Below are 15,919 nucleotides of genomic sequence, written 5' to 3'. Positions count from 1 at the left end.
GCGCTAGCACCTGCATCGATATACTCAGAGCCAACGCCGTGTGTAATAGTGCTATTACCATTTAGAGTAATAACCGGAGCTGTTGTATCTGGGGTTGGGGTTGGTGTAGGCTCTGCAGAATCAGTACCACCACAAGCACTTAGCGTACTAACGCCAAGCACAATAAGCATGGCTTTTGATAAAAGTGTAATGTTCATATAAAACTTCCTTGTGTTAAAAATAAGGGTAAAAAATCAAAAATTTACGATGAAATTTGGTGCGCAATTTAACATAAAAGCAACAATAATAAAATTCATTAATCGTCGAGTTCAGGAATTTCATACCTGAATGACAACAACATAACTGCAAGGCAACATGATCTAAGAAAAAACACATCATACTTCGAGCCTGCACTAACCATAATCAAAAATATAACGTCAGCGTTAGTGTTTTTATGTTATGTCATTGTAACAAGTCATAATAAATTCATAATAAAGTAAGAAGTCTACCTACATAATACCCATTGCAATAATCATTAAATCACTCCTTCAATCACTAAATTAATCAATCAATCGCCTTCAAATAGTCTAAATAATTAGTGCATTCGGTATAACTTACATGAGCATGTTGTCCTGAAAAGCAAAGGTAACGTAAATCCGTTAGCTGTTTGTCACTTTAAAATTACCTGTCTAATCATTTTATTAATGTTTACGCCATTTAAATATGATGAGAATAACAACATTAATCTAATCATTAATTAACTATTTATGATTCAAATATCCTTTTGATGAGAATAAGTGGCTTATTCAAATCAAAAATGCCATTATTATGATTAGAATATGGAGATTTATGATTATGAGTATAAAATATAACTGGCAACACCCCGATTGGCCTAAATTTACATATCAGTCAGATGGTCTAAATAAGATCATAGATGAGTACACTAAAATTTCCTCAAACCTTCAAGGGCAAGTTTCACAATTAGATCAAGATAATAAATCAGAAGCATATATCTTTTTAATAGTTGAAGAGGCTATTAATACAAGTGAAATAGAAGGTGAAAATCTGAACCGCGAAGAAGTACGTTCTTCCGTTGCACGTTATTTAGATCTAGATTTATCTCAACCGAAAGGCATTTTTCATAAAGAAATTGGCATAGCGTCATTACTTATTGATGTGCGAAAAAACTTCACGAGTGAGTTATCAAAAGAAATGATATGCAATTGGCATAAGTTATTACTTACAGGCCAAGATAGCTATTATGCTAGGCGTGAAATTGAAATAGGTGAATACCGTACTGGCCCTGTCGATATTGTTAGTGGTAGCGGGGAGTATGAAGAGGTTGTTTTTGAAGGTCCTCCGGGAGATATAGTCGAAAGTGAAATGAGTAAATTTATTGACTGGTACAACAGTACATCTCATTTGAACGATAATAGTGAGTATATTTCAGGGCCTGTACGTTCAGCTATTGCTCATATGTGGTTCACTTCAATTCACCCTTTTGGTGATGGAAATGGTCGTATTGCACGTGCTATATCAGAGCATGCTCTATTTCAGGATTTTGATATCCCACCTTTATTTAGCATATCAACGCCTATTAATGAAAATAGAAATGATTATTATAAAATGTTGGCTGAAAGCTCACGTATAGATGCGTCTGTTGATTTAACAAATTGGATTAAATGGTTTACTGAAATCACTAAAAATGCTCAAGTTAATGCTAAAAATAAAATAGACTTTATTCTAAAAAAGTCTATTTTTTGGGATCATCATAAACAGGCGAAGTTGAATAAGCGGCAGCATAAAATTACGAGTAAATTTTTCGAATTTGGGACAAGTGGATTAATTAAAACGGGGATAAACTCTGAAAAATATCAGTCTATGACAGGATGTTCTTCAGCTACTGCAACTCGTGATTTAAAAGGATTGGTTGAAAAAGCGATTTTAGTGCCTTCTCAATCAGGAGGTCGTAGTTTGCGCTATTTCATTAACCTTATTGAAGAAAAGCCCGTATTTAATATTTTCCAAAAAGGTCATGATAAAAACTTAGCAGAAGTAAGTTTGAATAAGTTACTTGACGATATTGTAAGAAACATTAATTTTCATCAAGTGCAAAACAAACAGTTAGACAATTTAATTGATAAATACAAAGCTTTTGCTAATGGTGAACAGGTTCATTTAGAAAAGTTGGATAACATACTGTCACAGTTGCACGGCAATGGCTCGAAACTAATATAGGCCGGAGTAAAAATTAACGAATACACACATTCATAATAATTAATTAAAGTGAGTGTCAGCTTTAACTTCAAGTGTTTCGAATCAATATTTAGGTAAGTGTGTTTAATTAAATAACTTAGCCCAAGCAGTGGTTAGTTAAGACCTAACGCATATCACAAGCAAAAAAATGGATTACCGAGCTATGCTTGGTAATCCATTTTCTTTTACTTCACTTAACTTAGCTTACCTGAGCTTGCTCAAAGTTATTTTTTGAACTCTGCTTATAACTTAAAACTACAGACAAGTTTATTAACTAAGTAAGTAACTAAGCTCTATAGTGCTTTAGTTAAAATCTCACGACTTACGTCTAGGGTAATATCACCTTGTTCGCCAAGCGCTGTCATACCGTGTTGCTCTAATCTGTCGACAAGTAAGTCAATATCTTTGCTACCAAGATCGATATCAGACAAACGTACTGGTACGCCCATTTTCACAAAAAAGTCTTCGGTTAAAGCAATGGCTTTATCAATACGTGCATCTTCATCACCGTCAGTTATGTGCCAAACACGTTCTGCATATTGTAATAATTTGCCACGTTTTTGTTCACGTTTAACTTTCATTACCGCAGGAAGCACTATAGATAAAGTACGTGCGTGATCAATACCAAAAGCACCTGTTAATTCATGACCAATCATGTGCGTTGACCAATCTTGTGGAACACCTGCGCCAATTAAACCATTTAGTGCCATGGTTGCAGACCACATGATATTAGCTCTTACTTCTAAATCATCTTTAGTCTCAGCAGCTAACGCTTTAGGACCTTCTTCAATCAATGTTTGTAATAACCCTTCACTGAAACGATCTTGTACTTTGCCATTAACGCTATACGTTAAATATTGCTCAATAGTATGCACAAAAGCATCAACTACGCCGTTACCAATTTGATCATCTGATAATGACAAGGTCACTGTTGGGTCAAGTACCGCAAATAAAGGGCGAACTAATGGGCTAGAAAAAGGTATTTTAGTACCATCACGTGTCACTACAGAGTTACCATTACTTTCAGAGCCTGTCGCCGGTAGTGTTAATATTGCACCAAGAGGTAAAGCTTTAGTTACGGGTTGTTGCTTGGCAAGAATATCCCAAGGGTCATTACTCTCGTCGTTACCTTCGTAAAGTGCAGCAGCAGCAATAAATTTAGCGCCATCAACTACAGAGCCGCCACCAACGGCAAGTATGTAATCTATATTTTCTGCTTTAATAATTTCTTGCGCTTTCATTAAGGTATCGTATTTGGGATTGGGCTCAATACCTGAAAACTCAAACCATGTATGCTTTGCCAGCGCATCAATAACTTGTTGATAAACACCATTGCCCTTAATTGAACCGCCACCATAAACAATTAATACTCGCGCGGTTAAAGGAATTTCTTTTGAAATAACCTCAATCTGTCCTTCGCCAAAATTAATCTTTGTTGGGTTTTGAAAATTAAAATTTAACATGTTTAGTCCTGTATGTAGTTTTATGTTGATGATTTTTAGTAATTTGTGAAGTGCCCTATCATTCAAAATATTTCAAGAATCAATTAGATAATTTCAACAAGGTGTTCTAATAACTTTTCAGCAGCTAATGCTGAACTTGCTGGGTTTTGCCCTGTAATAATCAAACCATCTTGAATCGCAAACGGGTGGAAATCTTGTGCTTTTTGATATTCTGCACCGCGTTTAATTAATTCATCTTCAACTAAAAAAGGCACAACATCAGTTAACTGAACCGCTTCTTCTTCACTGTTAGTAAAACCAGTAATCACCTTACCTTTAACAGCAAACTCACCTAATTCATCTTTCACGTTTAATAATGCAGCACTTGCATGACAAACTGTCGCGACTGCTTTATCTGCATTTAAAAAACTTTCAATTAACGTAATTGATTCATTATTATCAGTTAAATCCCATAACGGACCATGACCACCAGGGTAAAATACGCCATCAAAATCACTTTGTTTGATTTCAGATAATTTTACGGTAGTAGCAATTTTAGCTTGTACTGCATCATCGCTATCATAACGCTCAGTTGCCGATGTTTGAAAATCAGCTAAGGTACTTGTTGGATCAATAGGTGCTTGACCGCCTTTTGGCGTAGCTAATATCACTTCAACTCCGGCATCAATAAAAGCGTAATAAGGTGCTGCAAATTCTTCAACCCAAAAACCTGTTTTTTTACCTGTGTTACCTAGTTGATCGTGTGAAGTAAGTACCATCAATATTTTTTTAGACATTATAATTAATCCCTTTATTTATATAAGCATGTAAGTAGAGTTTTGTATTGCTATAAAACGTAATAATCATTTTATGTAACTAGTATATGCCTACAACACAACATGAACAATGCAGATAAAACTGACAACATTGTATTAATAATTGATACAATAAATTATAATAATGCATTAAATGTCATGTATTACTCTTATTAGTTAGTGATCTAAGTTAGTAATCGTTTTATAAGTTTGGGAGGCACTATGGATGTTTCATTTGAGCAACTAAAAAGTATGGTGGTTTTTGCCCAAGTTATTGAACAAGGAAGCTTAAGCGCTGCCGCGAAACATATGGGACTTTCTCGTGCAGTGGTAAGTTATCACTTAAAAAAACTTGAAGCACAACTTGACGTAAAATTACTTAATCGCTCAACTCGGTCTATTAATCTCACTGAAGCTGGTCAAGCATATTATGAGCGCTGTCGAGTTATTGCCGAGCAAGCTAGCGCTGCGAATCAGCAAATTGAAAACTTTAAAAGTGAACCCATTGGTTTACTCAAAATCACTTGCCCAGTTAATATTGGCCTGCAAACAGTTGTGCCTGCATTAAATGAATTCAAAAAGATCTACCCTAAGATAGCACTTGACGTCATGCTCACTGATGAAGTGGTTAACATTATGAAAGAAGGTATTGATTTAGCTATTAGAGGTGCACCTTTAGCTGATTCGGGTTTACAGGCAACTAAGCTTGCCACCCTATCAACCTGTCTTTGTGGTGCCCCTGAGTATTTTAATCAACATGGTCGACCTACTAAACCTGCCGATTTAGGTAAACATCAATGGGTTATTTACAAACTAACCTCGGGGGTTTTAAACCTTAAAAAAGGTAGTCGCTCGTTTAGTATCGCAACCAATGGCAGTATTAGTACCAATAATGCCGCAGCTCGCACCGCTTTTGTTGAGGCAGGCCATGGTTTAGCCCGTATTCCAACTTACGATGCTTGGCCAAAAATAAAAGCAGGCACTTTAGAAACTGTGCTTGATGATTATGCCTTTAACGATATAAATGTGTATGGGGTTTTCCCACCTGGTACTGCCAATTCTAAAAAGCTCAGATTGCTACTTAACTATTTGAAAGAGTACTTTACCAGTCAAATTAGTGTAAAAAATACTAATTGATGTCTTAGCAATAAAAAGATAATTCAGCTTAATAGTTAATCACTTTAAATATTCATTAACACCACAGCTTTAATTTAGTAGTATCAGTAAACAACTAAAAAATAAAGAGTTAAGGTTTGTATTGATGAGTGATGACACGGAAGATAAAAGTCGAATTGACACACTGACTCAATTACCCACCAGAGCCTTTGGTCGTCAGTTAGTTGAAAAAATACTGCTTAAAGATGACGTTCAAAAAGTGCAAGTAATCATCTGTGAAATATCAAGATTTGGGCAAATGAGTGACAGTATTGGTAATGCACTTGCTGATAAAGTATTAGCGAAAGTAGCTAGGCGCCTGTCAAAAGTATTTATCAACACCCTATGTATATACAGAACCCACGGTGATCATTTTTGTTTAGTGTTTGCCGGTGATGTTGATTTACCTGAAGAAATAGAACGCCTGCAAGATTTTGCTCAACGCCCCTTCGTTATTAGCGGTCAAGTTATTGTACTCAGCGTTAGAATTGGCGCAGCCATCAATGAAGTAAAAGACACTTCCTTTAGTGACACTATGCACGCAGCCGAAGCTGCTTTACATTTTGCTAATAACGGTGGCTTAAAGATTTGTATGTTTGAGCCCTTTATGCTCGAAAAAGCAAAAACATCACATCAAATAGCTAATGACTTACGTTGTGCATTAATCACAAATTCTCTGGAATTATACAGCGCGATTAACAGCGAAGAGTTTTATCTGGTATATCAGCCAATTTATTCAATCGCTCTAGATAAAGTCACTGGCTTTGAAGCACTATTAAGATGGAATCATCCTGAAAGAGGTATTGTGCCACCTAATAACTTTATTTCTATAGCCGAAGAAATAGGCGTAATGGATGTATTAGGTGACTGGATATTAAGAAAAGCCTGTTTAGACATAGTTAAGTTACAACAAGCTTCACAACAAACTGACCTTATGATCAATATCAATGTCAGCCCTGTACAGTTTTTAAATCCTGGTATTCTTATTAACTCACTTGAAGCAGCCATTAGCGAGTCAGGGATTGCGCCGCAATTAGTTAGAGTTGAAATAACAGAATCATCAGAGTTTATTGATAGTATGCCTAGCACGCTTAAAAAAATCAGAGCGTTAGGTTGTGAAATAGCGATTGATGATTTTGGTACCGGTTACTCTTCAATTGTACAGTTAACAAAATTACCGCTTAACCTTATTAAAGTCGACCGTTCTTTTGTCTTTCAATTAGATTCTCAAGATCCTGAAAAGTCTTCACAAGCATTACTGATTGCACGTGGCGTATATGGTTTAGCCCATGCGCTAGGGTTAAACGTGATTACTGAAGGTGTTGAAACTGCAGAGCAATTAGCCATAGTAACAAAATTAGGTGCTGATTTAATACAAGGCTTTTATTACGCTAAACCTATGTATGAAAGTGAAATGTTACCTTATTTACAACAAACAATTATCTCAGCTTAACGGAGTAACTATGTCGAATTTATATCAACTATCTTACATTAGTAAAAATTTGGTCTCTGGTGACAAGCAAGCATTACAAAACCAAATAGAGTCAATATTAGACTCTGCATCGACAAATAACCTTAAGCTGGGAGTTACTGGCGCTTTACTTTATACCGGCGGCTATTTTTGCCAAGTAATTGAAGGTGAAGAAGAAAATATTGAAGAGCTTTTTGAAACCATTCAACTTGATAACCGACACGCAGAATTGACAGTATTAAATTTTGAGAAAATAACCGAACGTAATTTTTCACAGTGGTCGATGGCATTTGCAGGTATTGAAGATTCAATGCGATTTGATATCGCAGGCATAAAAGATTCAAAAGACCATAAAGCAATGAAAAAAGCTGGAGATAATATTGTCAGTGTATTAGAAAATTTAGTGAGAAAAAAACAAGCAACAACTTAAGCTAAACTAAGTGCCCAAAATAAGCGCCCAAACTAAACCTAAAGCGGCTCAACCTAAAACGACTAACCTAAATGCACAATATTAATGCAGAGTGGACTTAATGCAGAGTTGGTTTTTGCTTGTCCCATTGAGTTCCTTGCCAACCAGCTATCGTGCCTGCAGCTTCACAACTATCACAATGCCACTCAATCAAATCAATAGCGATACAGGCAGCTTCAATACGTCCTTCACAAGATAATCCTGCCGCTCGACTATTACAGTTCAAATTAACCTCAATTGTTGAAGGCTTAGCTTTTAATGATTCAACTTTTAACGGTTCAATACTTAATTTGTTAATTTGTGAATAATCAAGTTTCTCAGAAACCGATGAGACAATTTTAGTTAAAAATTTAAAAACCGTCTTAGCTTGCTCGGTAAGCACAAGTTCGTTACCCGTATCATCAAGAAACTGCATCAGATTTGCTTTTAGCGCCATACTTCTTTAATCCATAATTATCGTTTTACTTGAATACTGAACAATAGCATCACATAAGCCTTACATAACTAACATAACTTACACCGTACAGTTAAGCGCTTAGATTGACTATTTTAAGCTGGATCGTTTACCAAATGTTTATATTTTTGTAACAGCTGAGATAAGTAATTTATTAATCACAGACAGGCGAGCCCATGATTGACTGGTTACTTAATTTTTCAGCGCCAACTACCATGAATAGGTGACAACATAAACAATTGCACTTATTAGTAAAATTCAAGTATTATAAATTTTAAGAGTAAAATCATCGCCAAGTTTTTATAGTTTACACGGAGTATGAAACATGAAAAAAATAGATAACGAAGCTGTTCCAGTAATTGATGAAAATAACAGACGTACTTTTTTAAGATCAAGTGCCGCGGCAGCTAGCGCTTTAGTATTAGGTAGTGTTTTACCTGCCACTGCAAGTGCAAAATCAGCACCTAAAGCGGGTGAAGTAGAACTTTTATTCGTACAAAGCGCTGATAAAGTTGTCCTCGACAAAAATACCTTAGTATTATCTGGCATTGCTAAATCAACAATCTACTTTTCAGATAGACCACAAAGAATTGCTGGCCATATGCTAACAAGTGATTTTATCACTGACTGGCAAAAAGGTACGCATCATGAAGATTTTAAACAAGATCCACCGAATGCGACATTATCTATAATTAGCGGCGATGAAGTGCAAGATGTTGTAATGACATTAACTAACCCGCGTTTAGAATCTGATGTATTACTTTATGATGTTAAATTAATAGATGATGGTTTAGCTTTAGACGTATTTTCTGGTCCTGGCTCTCTGTTCATCGATATCGTTGGTATGCCAGCAACACCGGTATCTGTTGCAGGTGTTGCTCGTCGCGAACGCAGAAGAGTTATTTACCGTTAAACTATTTCCGTAAATAATACCTTAAAATAATACCTTAAATAATTACCGTACAAATTTGCTTGAATTTTCTACTTTGAAAATAGCGTAAAAATTAAAAAAGCACGTCAACATTACTCATGTTCACGTGCTTTTTCACGTTTTATATCTTTTTAAATTTCCTTCAAGTGAGCTTCAAAACACTTTCAAATGACCCAACCAGACTTAGTTATTCGAATTACAGGTTCGAGTCCTACAGCGGCACCATAAGTGTCCCCCTCTGACTACTGTTTTTTCAATTTAAAAATATTTGCTGTAGCAAATAAAAAATCAGCAAACTAAATATCATCAAAGCTAAATCAGGCTATTCGAATCACCTTGAGTGTATCAACTTTAAGGAGTTGCGCCTTGGTTTGCTTACCTTTGAGCTGTTTAGCCTTGAGATTTTTCCTCTTTAGAGTAAGAAAATAACGCAACAAACATGGCTAATAACACATACATAGCAAGCCAAAAGAAAAGCTGAGCACCCGTAATACCGCCATCAATAAGGTAACCAAATAATATGGGTGAAATAGAAGTTGAGATAACCGTGAGTGATGCGGTTAGTGCGCGTATTTTTCCAATATGTTTAGTACCGTATACTTCAGCCCAAATCGCGTTAATAATTGTGCTACCAGAGCCAATAGCGATGCCGAGTAAAATAAGTAATGCGTAAGCAATCCAGTTACCCGTTAATTGCGATGCCAACAGCAAAGCCATAAACATTGGAATGGGATAAAACTTTAACAACTGTACACCGCTGAATCTGTCAACCATAGCGCCAGCATTCATTGATGCAAACCAATGAGCAATGCCATAAAAAACGAAGCAACTGGCAAATAACATGGGTGACCAACCCATTTGTGGTAAAAAGAAACCTTGATGGATAAATACGCCAGTGACAATAAATGGTGCTGCCAACACTGTTGGTAATGCCAGCCAAAAACGATAATCCGTAAGTAATGTTCTTCTCGAACCATCAACCTTTACCGCTTTATCAACATTACGCTTTGTCGTTAAATCAGGCTCTGCATATTTTTCATGTTTGCTACGTTTAATCAGATACAAAGCCAAAGGTAAATAAACAAACGGAATAGCGATAGCGATAACCAACCAGCTATGCTGCCAACCTACTTGCGCTATAAGAAACACCGCTATAGAAGGAAGAATTATTTCACCTAATGGAACACCTGATGTAGCAACACTGAGGCTTTTACCGCGATTTAGCGAAAAGCTTTTCATCATGGTGGTGATGGCGGTATGAGGGAAAAGTCCCTGACCAAAAAATCGTAACAGAAAAAGGCCAATAACAAGCATGGTTAAGTTATTGCTTTGCCACAAAGTCAGCGCAGCTAAGGAGAGACCGAGAGTACAAAAGATAATAAATTTTTCTAATGATACATCGTCAATACGACCGCCAATCCACATAAGCAGCAAACCGCTAGCAAGCGTCGCCATAGAATAGGCAGAGCCATAACTTGTGGCTGATAGGCCAAGACCTTCTTGAAAGCTATTACCAAACCAACTGACGAAAAACGATTGACCAAAGTTTCCCATAAACACAGTCATCAGACCAAAAACTAGAATTGGCCAACTACGTCTAATAAAAACTGCATATTCTTTAATCATTTGTGATTCGAATCCTCTTAAAAACGCACACCATTGACTTTTACTAGTGCTTTGTCAACAACAGTAGATAAAATACAGCATAATCTTTAGTCTTTATTTGATTTATTCCTCCGGTGGAATTAAACGCCATTATAACAACAATACCTTACACTTTTTCCAGCGCAATATTTACCATCAACTCAATGCTAACCAAGTGTAAAACAATATTAACTCGACGATTAAAAAGCTGTACTTAACTTTGCAAAAAGAGGCTACAGACTAGAGCACACTTAAGTAACAGAGCAATTTTTAAAATTTCTTACCATTACTGCCAAATTAAATTATTAACAAAAAAACAACCTATATTACCAATAGCGACAACCTACATTACCAAGCAGGCCTTGCTCATGAATTATTGGCTTGACAGCTTATGTGTTCCCCCAGTACCCTAATCATTGTTTTAGTAGTACTTCATAAAATCAACATGCGTCATTTCTATATGCAAAACTCGATAATGACCATTATAAAATTGATAATTAAGGAACACAGATAACATGTACGTAAAAAAAATTACTAAGCTGGTATTAACCCCACTGGTATTGATAATAACCACGTTTACAGCATCATTCGTTGTACAAGCTCAGGAACACCCTAACCTGATCTTAACCAAAGACGGCGTTGAGAAAATCAGAGACAATTTAGGTAAAGTTCCTTTATTTGATGCAACAGTGAGCCGTGTTAAACAAACTGTTGATAAAGAAATAGCCGCAGGTATCGACACGCCAATACCAAAAGATTTCTCTGGTGGTTACACCCATTACAGACACAAACAAAACTTCATTATTGCCCAAAAAGCAGGTGTGCTTTATCAAATTTTAGAAGACGATAAATACGCTATTTATGTACGCGATATGTTATTGCAATACGAAGCTATGTATAAAAATCTTCCGCTTCACCCACAAGAAAGATCTTACGCCCGTGGTAAGCTATTTTGGCAGTCACTAAACGACAGCAACTGGTTAGTTTACATGAGCCAAGCATACGACACTGTTTATAATTTTTTAACTGAAGAGCAGCGTGAAAAGTTAGAAAACAACTTATTCCGCCCGTTTGCTGATTTTATTTCTTTAGAAAACCCAGCTTTTTATAACCGCGTACATAATCACAGTACTTGGGGTAATGCAGCGGTAGGTATGATTGGTTTAGTGATGGACGATGAAGCCCTTATTCAACGTGCATTATACGGTATTGAAGATGACGGACTGCCAATTGGCGGTATCGACAATGATGGCGGCACTATCAAAGTAGAAGGACAGAAAAAAGGTTTCTACGCTAACCTTGACGACCCATTCTCGCCTGACGGTTACTACACCGAAGGTCCATATTATCAACGTTACGCTATGTATCCTTTCTTAATCTTTGCCTTAGCAATGGAAAACGTACGACCTGATTTAAAAGTATTGCAACACAAAGACAACGTATTACTTAAAGGTGTAAATGCACTACTTAATTTATCTGACGCTGATGGTGAGTTCTTCCCATTAAATGACGGTCAAAAAGGTATGTCATATTACACAGCATCTTTAGTCACTGCGGTAGATATTGCTTACCATTACGGCGATCAAAATCCACAATTACTTAGCATTGCGGAAAAACAAAATGAAGTATTACTTGATGAAGCTGGTTTAGACGTTGCAATTGCTATTCGTGACGGTAAAGCAAAGCTATTTACTAAAAGCTCAATCAACCTAACCGACGGAATTGACGGTAAACAAGGTGGTGTTGCTGTACTTCGTTACGGAAATGAAGACTTAACCTTAGTATTTAAATATGCGGCACAAGGCTTAAGTCATGGCCATTACGACAAACTGTCTTACTCTCTTTATGAGAAAGGTGATGAAGTTATTCAAGATTACGGTCTTTCTCGCTTCGTTAACATTGGTCAAAAAGGTGGTGGTAACTACTTAAAAGAAAATAAAACCTGGGCTAAAACAACCATTGCTCATAACACCCTAGCTCAAGACGGTGAAATGCACTTTGGCGGTAACTATAAAACCGCGAGTACAGAGCACTCTGACTTGTATTTTTATGACGATACTAAAGATAATGTTCAAGTAGTTAGTGCAACTGAAGTTAATGCTTATCCTGGCACTAAGATGCACCGTACTATGGCATTAATCAAAGACGATAACTTTGAAAAAGCCTTTATGCTCGATATTATGAAAGTAAAATCTGACGAAGAGCATGAATACGACTTCCCATTTTACTATATGGGTCAAGTAATTAACGGTAACTTCAAGTGGGAGTCTCCTACAGACTTAGAGCCATTAGGTGATAAAAACGGTTACCAACATTTGTACTTAGAAGGTAAAGGTAAACCAGCAACAAACAATACTAAGTTCTCTTGGTTAGGTAACGGAAAATTCTACACCCTTACCTCAGTTGCTGAAGAGTCTGACGAGTTATTGTTAACGCGTATTGGTGCTAATGATCCTGAGTTTAACTTACGCAGAGATGCTGGCTTTATGGTACGCCGAGAAGCTGAGGATACAACGTTTGTATCTGTAGTTGAAACACATGGTAGTTATAGTCCTGTTTCTGAAGCATCACTTAATTCAAATAGTAATATTGCCAACTTAGAAATCGTTGAAGACAACAATGACTATACGGCAGTAAGTATTACTGATGTAAAAGGTAGTAAGCAGTTATTCATAATCGCGAATAAAGATGCCTCTGTTTCGGCTAAACATAGCCTAACAATTGATAACAAAAAAGTAAGCTGGGTTGGTCCTTATTACTATAAATAAACAGTAATTATTACAGATAAACCCCACTAAACCAAAAGCTCTCGATTACCATCGGGGGCTTTTTTTTTGCTGAAAACATATTAGCTTACATTAAATATCAAACCATCTTAAACCTTTCTCGTTCGTTGCTGTCTTCAGACAGTAGGCAAAATTTAACTCATTGATCTATAAAATAAGTATCAACTGATGAGACAAGCTAAAACTCTTCTTCCATATTTTTATATTAGGATTAAACTATCAAACATAAAGATGCATTATCTTATGGAGCTAACTAAATGAAATCACTGACAGACAGAAAAATACGCTGGGGAATTATTGGCCTAGGTAATATCGCTAATAAATTTGCCACTGACTTGTTAACAGTTGAAGATGCTGAGTTGTACGCCGTAGCATCAAGATCTCAATCAAAAGCCGATTACTTTGCCACACAATATCAAGCAAGCAAAGCCTATGGCAGTTATGAAGCGTTAGTAAATGATGAAAATATTGACGCTATTTACATAGCAACTCCGCATGCAATGCATAAAGAAAATGCTCGATTATGTTTAGAGAAAAATATTGCAGTGTTATGTGAAAAACCTTTGGCGATGAATAACGCTGAAGTAAACAGTATGATTGCCATCGCAAGTGCGCATGACACGCTATTGATGGAAGCAATGTGGACTTACTTCCTACCACATTATAATTTTGTATTAACGCAATTAAAAAATAACACTTACGGAAAATTACTGAGCGTAGAAGCAGACTTTGGTTTTGTAAGACCTTTCGACAACGACTCGCGATTATTTAATAAAGCATTAGGCGGCGGAAGCCTGTTAGATATTGGTATTTATCCTCTTTTTGTGGCGCTTTCAACCTTAGGCGTACCTGATGAAATAAGCGCAGAAGCAAGCTATTTTGATAACGGCGCAGACTCATCTTGCACCATGGCGCTCACTTATAAAAATGCTACTGCCACTTTAAAATCGACTCTATTAGAAGCGACTCCTTGTGAAGCTATTTTCCATTGCGAGCGCGGTATTATTAAAATTAACAACGGCTTTCATCAGCCAACAAGTGTTACTTTAATTACGGCTGACAGTGAAGAAATAAAAGAATTTGAATGTAATACTCATGGCTATAATTTTGAAATAAGTCACTTTAATGAATTATTACGCCAAGGCAAAACCGAAAGCCCAATAATGAGCTTTGATATGAGCCACGAGCTTATTCAACTATTAGATAAAGTGAGAAGCCTTATTAATTTGAAGTATTAATTTGATGTATTAGTTTTTTAGGGGAAAGTCTTTTGGGAACTAGGTTTATGCAAAAATCTTTAGTGATTAGTTTGTAGAGGCGAATTTATTCGCCTAAGAGTTATCTCATCTAAACATTACCTAACCTAAACATTAATAACTCTTGTGTATAATTCACTATGATTGCCCATTTACTCATAAATACCTGATACCTATTACCAAATTTCAAATTTCAAATTTCAAATCAGAAACTAAAAAGCCGTTATCTACATGACAAAGTAGATAACGGCTTTTTACATTTTCAACTTAAATATTGTTGAATAATCTTAATTATAAGTAGCTTTAACTGGTAACTATAACTGGTAACTAACAACTATACGCTGGTTGCCATCTTTAAAATCAATATACTGGTTCCAGTCACCAAAATATCTAATGTTTAGCGTAGGTGTAATTTGGTAGCCTAATGATATTTCATTAGAAAAAACACTTGAGTTATTAGTGCCGTAAGCATTGTCTTTATAATATGGATTACCACCAAGTGTTGTTACCCAAGTAGGGTTGTAGTTAAACCAAATTTTATCAGTAATTTTTAATTTACTGTAAAAACCAACTTGCGCAAAAACACCTTCAAATGAAAAACCGCTGTCTGTACTACCGTCACCTTGAATAGCGTCTTTAGCAATTGTAGCACCAAGACCTGCTAACGGATATAAATTCAAACGTCCCCACTTAGGTAATGCTTGAATAAGGCTGTAAGACAAAGTGCCGTTATGCTTACCTATACTACTTTCATTTAAAGAATAAACAAAATCGACTTGAGCGCCACGACCATCTTTAGTGTTCACTTTAAAGTTTCTAAAACGCACTGAGTCTACCGCTTGATCTGCACCATCATCATGTCCCCAACCAAAGGTTTCACCTAAAAGCCCTTTAATTTCAAGTAAATTCATCGCCATAGTATTTGGCGTACCTGGGTCATAACTTTTCCCCATATTTAGGTAAAGCCCCATATTGGCAGAGCCAACCCCAACTTGAGTATAAACCGCTAAAGGATCTGACATATCTTGTACTTTACTTCCTGATTTAGTCACTTCTTCAGCGTTAACAGCAAGCGGTAAAAGACTAAGTATTGCAAGAGATTTAAGTTGTTTTTTCATTGAGTCATCCATAAATTTTATTAACAAAAAAAGGGGTAAGTGTCACATGTAATTTCATTAATATTTTACATTAATGAAGTTACAAATTCATTACAAATAATCACATTAAAAATAGTATACAAAAAAAACACTGTGAAAGTGTT

General features: G+C 36.1%; 13 protein-coding genes. 7 read left to right on the top strand and 6 right to left on the bottom strand.

Annotated features, from left to right (window positions below):
• Window positions 1–197, bottom strand: a 197-nt coding sequence (locus tag CWS31_RS07730) for a DUF5011 domain-containing protein (RefSeq protein WP_148747747.1), incomplete at its 3' end; no start/stop codon positions are given.
• A gap of 637 nt (window positions 198–834) precedes the next feature.
• On the opposite strand from CWS31_RS07730, the gene CWS31_RS07725 reads away from it, so the two are divergent.
• The gene (locus tag CWS31_RS07725; protein WP_170252810.1) at window positions 835–2,217 is read left to right on the top strand and encodes a Fic family protein; all 1,383 of its coding nucleotides are present in this window, start codon (window positions 835–837) and stop codon (window positions 2,215–2,217) included.
• 311 nt (window positions 2,218–2,528) lie between these two features.
• On the opposite strand, the gene CWS31_RS07720 is transcribed toward CWS31_RS07725, so the two are convergent.
• Together CWS31_RS07720 and CWS31_RS07715 are read right to left on the bottom strand one after the other, a co-directional pair.
• Window positions 2,529–3,698: an iron-containing alcohol dehydrogenase gene (locus tag CWS31_RS07720; RefSeq protein WP_101345562.1), complete on the bottom strand. Its 1,170-nt coding sequence runs from the start codon at window positions 3,696–3,698 to the stop codon at window positions 2,529–2,531.
• Window positions 3,699–3,781: 83 nt separating this feature from the next.
• Window positions 3,782–4,474, bottom strand: a complete 693-nt coding sequence (locus tag CWS31_RS07715; protein WP_101345561.1) for a type 1 glutamine amidotransferase domain-containing protein — start codon at window positions 4,472–4,474, stop codon at window positions 3,782–3,784.
• A gap of 240 nt (window positions 4,475–4,714) precedes the next feature.
• Between CWS31_RS07715 and CWS31_RS07710 the strand changes: the two genes are divergently transcribed.
• The 3 genes from CWS31_RS07710 (at window position 4,715) to CWS31_RS07700 (ending at window position 7,548) form a co-directional block, all read left to right on the top strand.
• Window positions 4,715–5,629 carry a LysR family transcriptional regulator gene (locus CWS31_RS07710; RefSeq protein WP_101345560.1) on the top strand — a complete coding sequence of 305 codons (915 nt, stop codon included), beginning with the start codon at window positions 4,715–4,717 and terminating at the stop codon, window positions 5,627–5,629.
• Window positions 5,630–5,753: 124 nt separating this feature from the next.
• The gene (locus CWS31_RS07705; RefSeq protein WP_101345559.1) at window positions 5,754–7,100 is read left to right on the top strand and encodes a putative bifunctional diguanylate cyclase/phosphodiesterase; all 1,347 of its coding nucleotides are present in this window, start codon (window positions 5,754–5,756) and stop codon (window positions 7,098–7,100) included.
• A gap of 10 nt (window positions 7,101–7,110) precedes the next feature.
• Entirely contained in the window at window positions 7,111–7,548 is a 438-nt protein-coding gene (locus tag CWS31_RS07700; protein ID WP_101345558.1) for a BLUF domain-containing protein, read from the top strand.
• Between the two features lie 97 nt (window positions 7,549–7,645).
• On the opposite strand, the gene CWS31_RS07695 is transcribed toward CWS31_RS07700, so the two are convergent.
• Complete coding sequence (locus CWS31_RS07695; protein WP_101345557.1) at window positions 7,646–8,023, bottom strand: hypothetical protein; 378 nt, start codon at window positions 8,021–8,023, stop codon at window positions 7,646–7,648.
• Window positions 8,024–8,366: 343 nt separating this feature from the next.
• Between CWS31_RS07695 and CWS31_RS07690 the strand changes: the two genes are divergently transcribed.
• Window positions 8,367–8,954, top strand: coding sequence for a twin-arginine translocation signal domain-containing protein (locus CWS31_RS07690; protein WP_101345556.1), 588 nt, complete (start codon window positions 8,367–8,369; stop codon window positions 8,952–8,954).
• A gap of 408 nt (window positions 8,955–9,362) precedes the next feature.
• On the opposite strand, the gene CWS31_RS07685 is transcribed toward CWS31_RS07690, so the two are convergent.
• Window positions 9,363–10,598 carry an MFS transporter gene (locus CWS31_RS07685; protein WP_101345555.1) on the bottom strand — a complete coding sequence of 412 codons (1,236 nt, stop codon included), beginning with the start codon at window positions 10,596–10,598 and terminating at the stop codon, window positions 9,363–9,365.
• 533 nt (window positions 10,599–11,131) lie between these two features.
• Between CWS31_RS07685 and CWS31_RS07680 the strand changes: the two genes are divergently transcribed.
• Both CWS31_RS07680 and CWS31_RS07675 read left to right on the top strand, forming a co-directional pair.
• Complete coding sequence (locus tag CWS31_RS07680; RefSeq protein ID WP_101345554.1) at window positions 11,132–13,384, top strand: heparinase II/III domain-containing protein; 2,253 nt, start codon at window positions 11,132–11,134, stop codon at window positions 13,382–13,384.
• Between the two features lie 275 nt (window positions 13,385–13,659).
• Window positions 13,660–14,640 (top strand): Gfo/Idh/MocA family protein, encoded by a 981-nt coding sequence (locus tag CWS31_RS07675; protein WP_101345553.1) that lies wholly within the window; start codon window positions 13,660–13,662, stop codon window positions 14,638–14,640.
• Between the two features lie 332 nt (window positions 14,641–14,972).
• On the opposite strand, the gene CWS31_RS07670 is transcribed toward CWS31_RS07675, so the two are convergent.
• The gene (locus CWS31_RS07670) at window positions 14,973–15,776 is read right to left on the bottom strand and encodes a hypothetical protein (RefSeq protein WP_101345552.1); all 804 of its coding nucleotides are present in this window, start codon (window positions 15,774–15,776) and stop codon (window positions 14,973–14,975) included.
• Window positions 15,777–15,919: the final 143 nt, after the last annotated feature.

The sequence above is a fragment of the Colwellia echini genome (assembly GCF_002843355.2).
Lineage (GTDB): Bacteria > Pseudomonadota > Gammaproteobacteria > Enterobacterales > Alteromonadaceae > Colwellia > Colwellia echini.
This window is presented reverse-complemented; position numbering and strand designations above follow the sequence as displayed.